Source organism: Roseovarius sp. B-10 (assembly GCF_056859295.1).
Map to the genome: position 1 here is coordinate 65787 of NZ_JBSXOE010000036.1, position 12819 is coordinate 78605.

Annotated in this window: 14 protein-coding genes; 8 read left to right on the forward strand and 6 right to left on the reverse strand. The window is 64.9% G+C overall.

The window, feature by feature from the left end; genetic code table 11:
• Position 1 precedes the first annotated feature (1 nt).
• Both AC13D8_RS13710 and AC13D8_RS13715 read left to right on the forward strand, forming a co-directional pair.
• Positions 2-832, forward strand: coding sequence for a carbon-nitrogen hydrolase family protein (locus AC13D8_RS13710; RefSeq protein WP_482969285.1), 831 nt, complete (start codon positions 2-4; stop codon positions 830-832).
• A complete protein-coding gene (locus AC13D8_RS13715; RefSeq protein ID WP_104019977.1) occupies positions 833-1273 on the forward strand; it encodes a MarR family winged helix-turn-helix transcriptional regulator in 441 nt (146 codons plus the stop codon).
• A gap of 38 nt (positions 1274-1311) precedes the next feature.
• Here the strand turns inward: AC13D8_RS13715 and secB are convergent, their stop codons facing one another.
• Positions 1312-1821 (reverse strand): protein-export chaperone SecB, encoded by a 510-nt coding sequence (gene secB / locus AC13D8_RS13720; protein WP_129431097.1) that lies wholly within the window; start codon positions 1819-1821, stop codon positions 1312-1314.
• 57 nt (positions 1822-1878) lie between these two features.
• On the reverse strand, positions 1879-2340 hold the full coding sequence (locus AC13D8_RS13725; RefSeq protein WP_482969286.1) for an FxsA family protein: 462 nt from the start codon (positions 2338-2340) through the stop codon (positions 1879-1881).
• A gap of 108 nt (positions 2341-2448) precedes the next feature.
• On the opposite strand from AC13D8_RS13725, the gene AC13D8_RS13730 reads away from it, so the two are divergent.
• From AC13D8_RS13730 to AC13D8_RS13740, 3 genes are read left to right on the forward strand one after another with little or no spacing between them, the layout of a single operon-like run.
• Positions 2449-3108, forward strand: coding sequence for a Tim44/TimA family putative adaptor protein (locus AC13D8_RS13730; protein ID WP_482969287.1), 660 nt, complete (start codon positions 2449-2451; stop codon positions 3106-3108).
• The gene (gene mltA, locus AC13D8_RS13735) at positions 3105-4145 is read left to right on the forward strand and encodes a murein transglycosylase A (RefSeq protein ID WP_129431100.1); all 1041 of its coding nucleotides are present in this window, start codon (positions 3105-3107) and stop codon (positions 4143-4145) included. Before AC13D8_RS13730 ends, mltA begins: the two co-directional genes overlap by 4 nt.
• Entirely contained in the window at positions 4142-4738 is a 597-nt protein-coding gene (locus AC13D8_RS13740; RefSeq protein WP_482969288.1) for a Smr/MutS family protein, read from the forward strand. The genes mltA and AC13D8_RS13740 overlap by 4 nt, the downstream gene beginning before the upstream one ends.
• Here the strand turns inward: AC13D8_RS13740 and AC13D8_RS13745 are convergent.
• A complete protein-coding gene (locus AC13D8_RS13745; protein ID WP_482969289.1) occupies positions 4721-5944 on the reverse strand; it encodes an MFS transporter in 1224 nt (407 codons plus the stop codon). The two genes, AC13D8_RS13740 and AC13D8_RS13745, sit on opposite strands and share 18 nt — an antisense overlap.
• Before the next feature lie 154 nt (positions 5945-6098).
• On the opposite strand from AC13D8_RS13745, the gene AC13D8_RS13750 reads away from it, so the two are divergent.
• On the forward strand, positions 6099-6512 hold the full coding sequence (locus AC13D8_RS13750; protein WP_482969290.1) for a universal stress protein: 414 nt from the start codon (positions 6099-6101) through the stop codon (positions 6510-6512).
• Here AC13D8_RS13750 and AC13D8_RS13755 read toward each other — a convergent pair.
• The 3 genes from AC13D8_RS13755 to cuyA all read right to left on the reverse strand — a co-directional run bounded on the left by AC13D8_RS13755 (position 6509) and on the right by cuyA (position 10497).
• Positions 6509-6955, reverse strand: coding sequence for a YtoQ family protein (locus AC13D8_RS13755; protein ID WP_482969291.1), 447 nt, complete (start codon positions 6953-6955; stop codon positions 6509-6511). The two genes, AC13D8_RS13750 and AC13D8_RS13755, sit on opposite strands and share 4 nt — an antisense overlap.
• A 15-nt stretch (positions 6956-6970) precedes the next feature.
• Positions 6971-9370 carry a phenylalanine--tRNA ligase subunit beta gene (gene pheT / locus AC13D8_RS13760; protein WP_482969292.1) on the reverse strand — a complete coding sequence of 800 codons (2400 nt, stop codon included), beginning with the start codon at positions 9368-9370 and terminating at the stop codon, positions 6971-6973.
• 110 nt (positions 9371-9480) lie between these two features.
• Complete coding sequence (cuyA, locus tag AC13D8_RS13765) at positions 9481-10497, reverse strand: D-cysteate sulfo-lyase (protein ID WP_482969293.1); 1017 nt, start codon at positions 10495-10497, stop codon at positions 9481-9483.
• 96 nt (positions 10498-10593) lie between these two features.
• Here cuyA and AC13D8_RS13770 point away from each other — a divergent pair, with 96 nt between their 5' ends.
• The gene (locus AC13D8_RS13770) at positions 10594-11484 is read left to right on the forward strand and encodes a LysR family transcriptional regulator (RefSeq protein ID WP_482969294.1); all 891 of its coding nucleotides are present in this window, start codon (positions 10594-10596) and stop codon (positions 11482-11484) included.
• A 36-nt stretch (positions 11485-11520) separates the two neighbouring features.
• Entirely contained in the window at positions 11521-12813 is a 1293-nt protein-coding gene (pncB, locus tag AC13D8_RS13775; protein ID WP_482969295.1) for a nicotinate phosphoribosyltransferase, read from the forward strand.
• Positions 12814-12819 lie beyond the last annotated feature (6 nt).

Consider the following 12819-nt stretch of genomic DNA (forward strand, 5'->3'; position numbering starts at 1 on the left):
CATGCGCGCCGCGCTTCTACAACTCACGTCGAGCGATGATCCCGTTGAGAACCTCGCCGTGGTGCGTGCGTGGATGGGGGACGCGGCGGCGGACGGGGCCGAGATCATTCTGACGCCGGAGGTGACGAATTGCGTCTCGACCAGCCGCACCCATCAACGGGCGGTTCTGAACCACGAATCGGACGACCCCACGCTGGCCGCGCTGCGCGCCGAGGCGGAACGGCTCGGGGTCTGGCTGCTCATCGGCTCTCTCGCGCTCAAGACCGATGATCCTGACGGGCGCTTTGCCAACCGGTCTTTCCTCATCGGGGACGATGGCGCGATCCGCGCGCGCTATGACAAGATTCACATGTTCGACGTGGATGTGAGCCCCGAGGAGACGTATCGCGAATCCGACGGCTTTCGTCCCGGCACCCGCGCGGTGCTGTCTGACACGCCCTGGGGCAAGATCGGGCTGAGCGTCTGTTACGACGTGCGATTTCCCCACCTCTATCGCCGGCTGGCGCAGGCGGGGGCCGAGATCCTGACCGTCCCGGCGGCGTTTTCCCATGTAACTGGCGCCGCCCATTGGCAAAGTCTGCTGCGTGCGCGTGCTATCGAAACTGGGTGTTTCGTGCTCGCACCTGCGCAAACCGGCAGCCACACTGCCAGCCGGGGGCAGGCACGGCGCACTCATGGGCACAGTCTTGTGATCGGTCCGTGGGGCGAGGTGATCGCCGATGGTGGCACCGAGGCGGGGATCATCACGGTTGATCTCGACCTCTCGGAGGTGGCACAAGCTCGCAGGCGCGTGCCGTCGCTGCGCCATGACCGGGATTTCGATGGCCCCTGAATGGAAGAGACGCAGAGCAATTCCCTCGCGGTCGCGCTTTTCAGCGAGATCCTGACGAACGATCAACTGATTCGCTCGCGGCTTAGCCGTGTTCTGCCCAAGGGAATGGAAATCTCGCATTTCGCGGTGCTCAACCACCTTGCCCGCACCGGCGAAGAGCGCAGCCCGGCGCAACTGGCCAAGAGCTTTCACGTCACTCGCGGCGCCATGACCAACACGTTGTCCAAGCTAGAGTGGGCGGGGTACGTCCATATCCGCCCCGACTGGGAGGATGCGCGTCGCAAGATGGTCTCGATTAGCCGCCCCGGGCGCATGGCGCGTGACGCCGCCCTATCGGCCATTACCCCGATGGTGTCGGACCTGATTGCCGATCTCGGTGAGGATCGCGTGCGTTCGAGCCTGCCGGTACTGCGTGAGTTGCGCGCCAAGCTTGAAGGCTGAATGCCGGGCCCCGCGACGCCGGGGCCCGGCGTGGCGGCTCAGGCGTCGGAGGTCTGGGATTGCGCAGCCTGCCTGCGCGCGATTTCCTGCCGGTAAAGCTGTACGAAATCTATGCTTTCGAGGTTGAGCGGCGGGAATCCGCCGTCGCGGGTCACGTCGCTCACGATGCGGCGCATGAACGGGAAGATCTGGCGCGGACACTCTATCAGCAGGTAGGGATGGATTTGGTCGTCGGGCACGCCCTCGATGTGGAACACGCCCACATACTCCATCTCCATGACGAACAGCACCTCCTGGCTTTCCTTGTTCCGCGAGGTGACGTTAAGCTTGCACGCCACCTCGAACTGATGCTCCGTGGATCGCTTCTTGGCATCGAGATTGACGGACACCTGCACATCGGGCTGGACCTCGCCACCGGTGCCCCGCTGAGCAAGTACGTTCTCGAACGAGAGATCGCGCACGAACTGCGTGAGAATCTGCATCCGCATCTGCGGTGCCGTTGCACCGTCGGTTGTCTGTTGGTCGGCGCCGTTATCCTGATCGGCCATCGGTGTCTCCTGGTGAAAATTGGCTGCGGCAGTGCTTAGCAGGCGGTTGTATCGGCCTCAATGCCTTGTCCAGCCAGAGGTGCCGCGCTCGGCCGGGTCGATGGTCTCGTAGTCGCCTTCGATGATGTCGGGCCGGGCCGGGTTGCCGCCATCGCCACCGCGCGTGCCGTGAACCACGATCCGCTCGCGTATCCGGGCAAAGACGAAGTTGCGAACCGGGGGCAGCAGCAATGCAAAGCCGACCGCATCGGTAAAGAACCCCGGCGTCAGCAGCAGCGCCCCGGCAAACAGTATCATCGCGCCATGCACCAGCGGCGCCGACGGATCACCATGTCCGTCAAGCGCGGCGCGCAGCCGATTCATCTCGGCCAACCCTTGCCGGCGCAAGAGCGCGGTGCCGATCACGGCGGTCAGCACCACGACCGCCAGCGTCGGCCACAGACCGATTGCCCCGCCAACTTCGATGAACAGTGCGATCTCGATCAGCGGCACGATGATGAACGCAATCAGAAGCCACATTGGCACACCCCTTCCTTTCAAGAGCCTTGTGGTGGACTTGGCCCCTTGCGTCACCTACATAAGGACGCAAGAGACAGCCTGCCATGCCCCGCACGACAAGAGGTGCTCATGAATTCGCCGATCCTGCAATTGCTGGTGCTCGCCGGCATCGCCATTTTTCTCATCCTTCGGCTGAAGAGCGTTCTCGGCACGCGGGACGGCTTTGAGGGCACCCCACGCACCAAGCCCGTCGAAAGGGCCGCCGAGAGGCATGGGTTCGAGGTCATCGAAGGTGGCCCTGACCGTGACATCACCGACAACGTCCCCGAAGATTCCGACGCCGCCGCTGCGCTGGCCGAGATGAAGCGCATCGAACCTGATTTCGGCGTGACCGATTTTCTTCAAGGCGCGCGCGGTGCCTACGAGATGATTCTCATGGCCTTCGAGCGAGGTACGCTCGACGAGGTAACGCCCTTCCTGTCGCCCGATGTCTACGAAGCCTTTGCCGAGGTCGTGGACGCGCGCCAGCAACAAGGGCTGACGGTTGAGGCGGAATTCGTGGGCACCCGACATATATCCATCGCCGATGCCCGCTTTGACGCCGACGCCCGCCGCGCCGAAATCGACGTGCACTATGTCGGTGAGCTCATCACCGTGGTGCGCAATGCCAACGGCGAGATCGTCGAGGGCGAGCCGGGACGTAGCAAGCGGCAGAAGGACAGTTGGACCTACGAGCGCATCATGGGCGCGGGTGATCCAAACTGGCGGCTCGTCGCAACGGGCGAATGACCGGGGCGCTTCGCGCGATACTTCTCATGCTGGCGCTGTCGTCGGCCGGTCCGGCCACGGCGGCGGATATCCGCCACGAGGTCGCCGATTTTTCCGACCTGCCGCGATGGCCCAATGACGATCACGCCGCCGCGCTGTCGGTGTTCCTCGAGACATGCCCCGACATGACGGGGGCGGATTGGCAGGCGCTCTGCGCGCTGGCGCAGACGGGACCAGAACCGCGCACCTTCTTCGAGCTGTTCTTCCGTCCCGTCCTCATCAGCGATGGCAGGCCGGCATTGTTCACCGGCTATTTCGAGCCCGAGCTCTCCGGCTCCCTTCGTCCTGACGGGCGCTATCGCCATCCCGTCTACCGGATGCCGCCAGAGGCGCGGGACGCGAGCGTCTGGCTGTCGCGCCGCGAGATTCTCTCCAGCAACGTGATGGCAGGGCGGGGCCTCGAGATCGCCTGGGTGGATGACCCGGTGGAGCTGTTCTTTCTCCAGATCCAGGGATCGGGACGCATTCGCCTGCCCGACGGACGCGTGATCCGGGTGGGATATGCGGGGTCGAACGGCCATCCTTACCGCTCCATCGGGGTCGAGCTCGTGCAGCGGGGCATCTACAAGGCACACCAGGTCTCGGCGCAGGTCATCAAGAACTGGGTGCGGCGCAATTCCGTCGCCGGCAAGGAGCTGCTTTTTCACAACCCCTCCTACGTGTTCTTTCGCCGGATCGACGAAGTGCCGCCCGAGCGCGGCCCGTTGGGCGCGATGAATCGCTCGGTGACACCGGGGCGCACGATCGCGATTGATCCGGGCCATGTGCCCCTGGGCGCGCCGGTCTGGATCGAAAAGGATGGGCGCGACCCAATGCACCGCCTGATGATCGCGCAGGATACAGGCTCGGCCATCAACGGACCGCAACGCGCGGACATCTTCTTCGGTACCGGCGACGCGGCGGGCCGACGGGCCGGAAAGCTGCGCGATGGCGGGCGGATGCTGGTGCTCATGCCGATCCAGCGGGCCTATGCCATGCTCACGGACCCGTTCCAATGACCCGCAAGCGTCAATTGCGTCCCGACGAGATGGCGCTCTGGCAAGAGGTCGCACGCCGTACCGAGCCGCTCGGCCGAAGGCGCAAGCAGACGACGATGACGCCCGCCAACGCGCCGAAGACGGCTAACCCGCCCCCAGAGGAGAGCCTCTCCCTCCCTCGGTTCCGCCTGGGCGCGGCGGCGCAGGGCGACGACTCGCGTCACGATGTTCTGCCGGGTATCGCCGAGAGGATTGCCTCGGCGCCCGTGGCGATGGATCGCAAGTCTTTCCAACGGCTCAAGCGGGGCAAGCTCAGCCCTGAGGCCAAGCTCGACCTGCACGGCATGACCCTCGATCAGGCGCATGGCGCACTCGTCGGTTTCATGCTGCGCGCGCATGGCGCGGGCAAGCGGCTGGTGCTCGTCGTCACCGGTAAGGGCAAGGATCGCGACGGTGGCGGACCGATCCCGGTGCGTCACGGCGTGCTGCGCCACAACGTGCCGCAATGGCTGCGCCTTCCGCCGCTTGGGCCGCTGGTGTTGCAGGTGACCGAGGCGCATATCCGCCACGGTGGAGGTGGGGCCTATTACGTCTATCTACGGCGTCGGCGCTAGCGCCGGTCGCGCGCGGGCCACGCCGATCATCATCATCACCGTGGTAAAGGCGAAATAGCCGGCGATGATGACGAACTGCGCTTCGATCCCGATACCGAGGTCGATCGCCAGCCCGGTGATACCCGGGCCGATCGCCGAGCCGAGAACCATGATCGCGGCGGCCATCGCCTTGATCCGACCCATATGCGCGCTGCCATAGAATTCCGCCCAGAACGCGTTGGGCACCACGCTGTTGGCACCGGTAGTAAGCGCCAGCATGACGAAACCTGCAAGCAGCAGGAGTGGCCCCTCGGAGACCGAGAACAGCAAGAACGCGGCGACCATCGGGATCTGGATGAAAGGCAGCACGCGCGGCGTGCCCAGCCGGTCGAGCATGAGGCCCGCGGTCACCATCGCGCCGATGCTGATCGCGGTATACAGCGGAAACATCGCGACCAGTTCCACATGCGAGACCTGCTTGACCTCGGCGATATGCACCTGGTGAAAGAAGAACGCCGTGTTGAAGGCCGAGGGCCCAAGCAGCGCCGGGACCATGAACCAGAACAGGAAGTGCCCCAGCGCCTCGCCCCGCGTCCAGTGCCGCCCGTCCATCCCGAGCGACTGGCTGCTCTGCGCCCAGCTTTGTGGTGTGCGTTCGCGCCGCAGCAATAGCAGCAGGAACGGGACGCCGAGGATCGCGATCGCTGACGCCACGATCCAAAGGCTGCGCCAGTCATGCGCGATGAGCAGCGACGCGAATGTCAGCGGCAGGATCGCCTCGCCGAGCGCGTTGCCCAGTGTCGCCACCGACAGGGCCTTGCCCCGGCTGGCCACGAACCAGCGCGCCATCGCCACCACGGCGAGGTGGCTCATCATCCCTTGCCCGGTGAAACGCAGCGCAAAGACGACCACGGGCAAGAGCCACCACACCGGGTTGAGTGCCATCGCGAGGCAGGCCAGCATCATCGCGACGAGCACTATGGGCGCAAGAACGCGCACGCGAAACAGGTCCGTCAGCCCCCCGGCCCATACCATCGCCAGTGCCGATGCGGTGGTGCCGAGGCTATAGATACCCCCCCATTGCCCGTGGCTGAGATCGAACACGCCTCGGATTTCTCCGGCAAAAACCGAGATGAAATAGGTTTGACCAAAGCTCGACAGAAAGGTGAGCAGAACCCCCGCCGTGAGCCACGGCGCGTTATCGCGAAGAAATGCGAGAATCGGCATGAGGTTTCGTCGCGCGAAATTCCGGGGAAGGAAAGTGGAAACTGCCGCTGATCCGCCGCTGCAGGTCGCCACTGCCCGTGATGGGTCGCAACAGGGGCGCGGGACACCGATGAATCTGATAGCGTCCCGCCATAGCGCAAATTCCGGAGGCCCCATGCCCCGCCAGACTCACCTTATCCTATGTCCCGTCAACCTGCGCCACGTGAAGGTTGAGTACAACGCCTATAGCGAGGCGGTGGAAATGGCGCAGCGGCGCGGGGCCAAGCTCATCGTGGCCACCGTCGCGCCCGAGATCGAGCGCAACATGAACATCTATAATTCAGATGTTTACTGGGGTGAGGAGCTCAAGAAATTCGTGGCCGCCCATCCCGCTGAAGGCGTCGATGTCGAATTGATCGTGCGCAAGGGCGCGGTGCACCGCCAGATCGTCAAGCTCGCCGACGAGCGCAAGGTCGATCTGATCGTGATGGAATCGGCCAACCCCAAGGTGCAGGACTACCTGCTCGGCACCACGGCGAGCCACGTCGTGACTCATGCCGAATGCTCGGTCTACGTGGTGCGCAGCTAACCGCGCAGCGTGCCGTCCAGAACGTATCTCAGGATATCGACGACCTGCTCTGGCTTCCGCGCCACGGCGAGCGCGGCGGCGTCCACCTCCTTGAGCGCGTGGTCGTGCTCGGGTGGTTGCAGCACGATAAGCGACTTGCCAAGCGCCGCAGCATAGCCCGCGTCAAAGGCGGCGTTCCACTGCTTGTACTTGTCGCCGAAGCGGACCACCACGATATCGGCCTCCGCGATCCCCTTGCGTGTGCGGATGGCGTTGACCATCGCGCCCTTGTGATCGTGCCAGTACTTGTCCGCCTCGTCCCCGAGGATCGCGACCCCGCAATCGTCGCTCGCCGCATGATCTGTCACCGGGCCCGAAAACTCGACATCGAGCTCCTTGGCCCCGGCGATGATCCGGTCGCGCCAGTCGGTGTGGATCTCGCCCGAAAGATAGATTCTCAGCATCCGTTCCTCCCCTTGTCAGCCGCGTAGCACGCCGCCCGTGGCTTTCTGCACCTTCTCGACGATCCGGGCCGAAACCGCTTCGATCTCGGCCTCGGTGAGCGTCTTTTCACGCGGCTGCATCCGCACCGTCACGGCGAGCGATTTCTTGCCTTCGCCCAGGCTGCCGCCGATGAATTCGTCAAAGACACGCACACGCTCGATGAGCGCCTTGTCTGCGCCTGTTGCGGCATTGACCAGCGTCGCCGCCTCGATACCTGCGTCCACCACGAAGGCGAAGTCGCGCTCGACGGCCTGAAGATCGCTGATCCCAAGCGCACCGCGTGAGGCTGATGTGTTGCGCGGCAGCGGGATTTCTTGCGGGTAGAGCGTGTAGGCGACGACTGGCCCCTTCACGTCGAGCGCGCGCAGAACGCGCGGGTGCAACTCGCCAAACACGGCCAGCACCTTTTTAGGCCCGAGGCAGATCATGCCGTGCCGCCCCGGGTGCCACCAGTCGCCCGCCCCGCGCAGGATCTGCACCTTGGCCGGTGCGCCCATGCCCGCGAGGATCGCTTCGGCATCGGCCTTGGCGTCGTAGAGATCGGCGGCGCGCGCGCCGCCATGTACGTCCTTGGGACTGGTCTGGCCCACGAGGATACCGCTCACCAGCAGGCCCTGTTCCTCCGGCTCGCCGCCATGAAAGACGTGTCCCACCTCGAACAGTGCCATGTCCATGATCCCGCGCGCCTGGTTGCGCGCCGCCGCCTGCAACAGGCCGGGCAGCAACGCCGGGCGCAAATGGCTCATCTCGGAACTGATCGGGTTGGCGAGCCGGCTGGCGTCATCGCCCCCGCCGAAGAGCGCCGCGGCCTCACGGTCGATGAAGCTGTAGGTAACGCATTCGTTGTAGCCGAGCGCCGCCGCGCTGCGCCGCGCGATCTGTGTACGCTTCTGCATCGGGCTGAGGATCGGCTTGGGCACGCCCGGCTGCACCCGGGCCATCGGTCGCCCCTCGAGTCGCGTGAGCGACGCGATCCGTGCCACCTCCTCGACGAGGTCCGCCTCGCCCATGATGTCGGGCCGCCAGCTCGGCACATGCGCCATGCTGCCCTCGAGCCGAAAGCCGAGCGCCGTCAAGGTTTGGCGCTGATCACTTTCGGGGATCTCCATGCCGACGAGCGAGCGCACCCGCGCGGGATCGAGCCGGTAGGCGCGGGCCGTGTCCGGTACTTTTCCAGCCACCACTCTGTTGGAAGGGGTGCCACCGCACAGATCGAGGATCATCTGCGTTGCGAGGTCCAGTCCCTCCATGTTGAAGGCCGGGTCGATGCCGCGCTCGTTGCGATAGCGCGCGTCGGAATTGATCCGCAGCGCGCGGCCGGTCATCGCGATCTGGATATGGTCCCAAACCGCTGCCTCGAGAAACACATTGACCGTCTCGCCCGTGCAACCGGTCGCCAGCCCGCCCATGATACCGCCGATGCTCTCGATGCCGGTGTCGTCAGAGATCACCACCTGGCCAGGGCCAAAGGTATACTCCTTCTCGTCGAGGCCGGTCAGCGTTTCGCCACCCTTGGTGCGATGCACCCGCAGATTGCCCGCCATCTTGTCCGCGTCAAAGACGTGGAGCGGGCGGTTGCGGTCATAGGTAAAGAAATTGGTGATATCGACCAGCGCCGAGATGGGCCGCAGCCCGATGGCGCGCAGACGGTCCTGAAGCCAGGCGGGCGAGGGGCCGTTCTGCACCCCACGGATGAGACGCCCGGCAAAGACGTGACAGCCACCCTCGGCCGTGTCCTCGTCGATGGTGATGCCGATGGGGCAGGTGAACTGCCCCTCGATATCCGCCGTCGCGGCGGGCCGCAGCGTGCCAAGACCCCGCGCCGCCAGATCGCGCGCGATCCCCCGCACGCCGAGCGCGTCGGGCCGGTTCGGCGTGATGGCGATCTCGATCACCGGGTCCACCTTGGCCGGGTCGTTTGCCGCCAGCCAGTCGGTAAAGCGCTCGCCTACCTCGCCCGAGGGCAGTTCGATAATGCCTTCATGCTCGTCCGAGAGCTCCATCTCGCGCTCCGAGCACATCATGCCGTGGCTCTCGATGCCGCGGATCTTGCCTACGCCGATGGTGGTGTCGATGCCCGGCACGTAGACGCCGGGACTGGCGATGACCACGGTAATGCCCTCGCGTGCGTTGGGCGCACCGCAGATGATTTGCGTCTCGCCTGCAGCGGTCGCCACCTGGCAGACCCGTAGCTTGTCTGCATCGGGATGCTTTTCGGCGCTGATCACCTTGCCGATGGTGAAATCGTGCAGCCGTGCCGCCGGGTCGCTCACGCTTTCCACCTCGAGGCCGAGATCGGTCAGCGTCTCGGCGATCTCGTCCACGGTCGCCGTGGTGTCGAGGTGATCTTTTAGCCAGGACAGTGTGAATTTCATGGATCTTTCCGCCTGCAATGCCGGGTCACTCCGCGCTTTAGCGGATATGGCGGGCATGGAAAACCCCGCTTCGCGGCGGGGCTTTCCTCTTGCGTCGGTGGTGGGCGGGTTCAGCTTGTCCAGCGCCCCGAGAAGTCAAAGGCGTTGTCGTATCCGAAGAGCGCGACCGCGCCCCCGGTATGCAGGAACACCACGCGCTCGCCCTTCTTGAAATGGCCTTTGCGGATCAGGTCGATGAAGCCTGCCGCGCCCTTGGCGGAATAGACCGGGTCGAGCAGGATCGCTTCGAGTTCCGCGAACATGCGGATCGCCTCGATACCGCTTTCCGTGGGGATGCCATAGCCTTCGCCCACGTAATCGGTATTGGCGACCACGTCCTCGCGATTGACCACGCCCGGACAGCCCAGCTTTTCCGCCGTCGCACACGCGAGGTTATAGACGTTCTCCTCCTGCTTGGGCTTGGGCGCGCGCACCCCGATGCCAAGGAGCGGGATTTGCGCGTTCATCGCCTTGAGCCCGGTAATCAGCCCCGCCTGCGTACCGGCGCTGCCGGTGGCGTGAACGATGTGATCGACCTTGAGGCCCCGGTCGTTGAACTGCCCCAGCATCTCGAACGCGCAGTTGACATAGCCGAGCGCGCCGGTGGGGTTCGACCCGCCGCCGGGGATAGTATAAACCTTCCGCCCTTCGGCGCGGAACCGCTCGGCCACCTTCTCCATCTCGGCATTCATGTCGCCGCCGCCGGGGCGCTTCTCAGTGGTGGCGCCGTGCAGGTGATCGAGCAGAACGTTGCCGTTGTTATTGTAGTTGGCATTGTTCGAGCCGGTCCGATCCTCCAGCAGGATATGGCAATCCATTCCCATCTTGGCGGCGAAGGCGGCGGTTTGGCGGGCATGGTTGGATTGTGTGGCGCCCTGGGTCATCACCATGTCGGCGCCCTGCGCCTCTGCTTCGGCCATCAGGAATTCGAGCTTGCGGGTCTTGTTGCCCCCGGTGCTGAGGCCGGTGCAATCGTCGCGCTTGATCCAGATTTCCGGGCCGCCCAGCTCGGCGCTCAGCCGATCAAGCCGTTCGAGCGGCGTGGGCAGGTGCGCGAGAAAATGGCGGGGAAAGCGGGCGAGATGCATGGCGGCCTCCAGGTAATATGCGTTTGAGGGATATTATGGCGTGACATTTTGCCCGTCCAATGCCAATCCTGCCAAGGATTATGCGAGATATGCAATATGCGTCTGGAGTGGCTTGATGATATCCTCGCCGTGGCCGATGCTGGATCGCTGGCGCGCGCCGCCGAGTTGCGCCATGTCAGCCAGCCGGCGCTCACCCGACGGCTGCGTGTAATAGAGGCTGCGCTCGGCGTGCCGTTGTTCGAACGACGCCACAAACCGCTGACGCTCCTGCCCGAGATCGTGCCCCACCTGCCTGCGATGCGCAGCCTCGCGGCGCAACTGCGCCAGTTGCGCGACGGGTTGGCACAGAGCGGCGGCGCGCGGGGTCTGACGCTGGCTTGCCAGCACGCGATCACCACCACCCATTCCCCGGCCATCGTCGCCGCGCTGACCGAGGGACAGGCGCGGCCCGTGCGCGTGCGCTCGGAGAACCGCGAGGATTGCCTGCTGCGGCTCCTTGCCGCCGAGGCCGATCTCGCCGTGGTCTACGACGTGCCCCAGATCGCGCCGCTTGCCCTCGGCGGCGCGTTCGAGCGCGTGTCGCTCGGCCCTGAGCGGCTCATCCCGGTGGCCGCACCCGGCCTGCTTACCGGCAGTGACCTTCCCTATATTGGCTATCCCGGCGATGTCTTTCTCGGGCAGGTGATGGACCGGGCGCTTCTGCCGCGGATAGGGCGGGACCGGCGGTTGCGTCGCTGCGCCGAGACGGCGCTCACGCTTGCCGCGCACGAATACGCGCGGCGGGCGATCGGGGTGGCGTGGCTGCCCGAATCCATGGCACGCGGCGACCTGTCAGCGGGTCGGCTCGTGCATCTCGGTCGCGACGTTCCGGCGCTGGACATGGTGATATGGATGATCCGCCTGCCCGGCATCGAGGGCAGCGGCTGGGAGGACGACTGGCAGAGGCTGGCCGACACGCTCAGTCTTGCACCCACGGCACCGCTTTGATTTAAGCGTCGCGTTGCCCAGCCCGGAGGCCGCCCGATGGTCGATATCGCCACCCGTGTCTACAACCACCGCTGGAAGATGGATCCCATCGTCCGCTCGCTCATCGATACCGATTTCTACAAGCTGCTGATGTGCCAGACGGTGCGCCGAAACAGGCCCGACACGAACGTGACCTTCTCGCTTATCAACCGCACCACCTCGGTCCGGCTTGCCGATCTCGTGGACGAGGGCGAATTGCGCGAACAACTGGATCACATCCGCACCCTGTCGCTCTCGCGCGGCGAGAGCACGTGGATGCGAGGCAATACCTTCTATGGCAAACGCCAGATGTTCACACCCGAGTTCATGGACTGGTTCGAGGGGTTGCGTCTGCCGCCCTATCACCTCGAGCGGCGCGACGGTCAGTACGAGCTCACCTTCGAGGGCACGTGGCCCGAGGTCATGCTGTGGGAAATCCCCGCGCTTGCCGTGCTGATGGAGCTTCGGGCGCGCGCCGTGCTCGGCAAGATGAAGAAATTCGAGCTTCAGGTGCTCTATGCCCGCGCCATGACCAAGCTGTGGGAAAAGGTTGAACTCCTGCGCCCTCTCGAGGGCCTCCGCATCGCCGATTTTGGCACGCGGCGGCGGCATTCTTTTCTCTGGCAGGACTGGTGCGTGCAGGCTATGCGCGAGGGTCTTGGCGACGGCTTCGTCGGCACCTCCAACTGCCTGATCGCCAAGAATCGCGATCTTGAAGCGATCGGCACCAACGCGCACGAATTGCCGATGGTTTATGCCGCACTTGCACAGACTGACGCCGAGCTTGCCCGCGCACCCTACAAGGTGCTCGCCGATTGGCATGAGGAGCACGATGGCAACCTTCGCATCATTCTGCCCGACACGTTCGGCACCGAGGGATTCCTGCGGCACGCGCCTGATTGGCTCGCAGGCTGGACGGGTATCCGTATCGATTCCGGTCAGCCCGACGAGGCGGCAGAGGCCGCGATCGAGTGGTGGAAAGCGCATGGCGAAGACCCCCGCGACAAGATGATCATCTTCTCCGACGGGCTGGACGTGGCACGCATCTCCGAGCTTCACCGGCGTTTCGCGGGCCGGGTGCGCACGTCCTTCGGCTGGGGCACGCTGCTTACCAACGATTTTCGGGGTCTCACCCGTGACGATGCACTCGCGCCCTTCTCGCTTGTCTGCAAGGCCGTTTCTGCCGAGGGGCACCCGACCGTGAAGCTATCGGACAATCCCCGCAAGGCGATGGGACCGCCGGATGAGATTGCCCGTTATCGCCGGGTCTTCGATGTCGGCGCGCAGACCGAGATCGACGTGGTGGTCTGAGCGCGC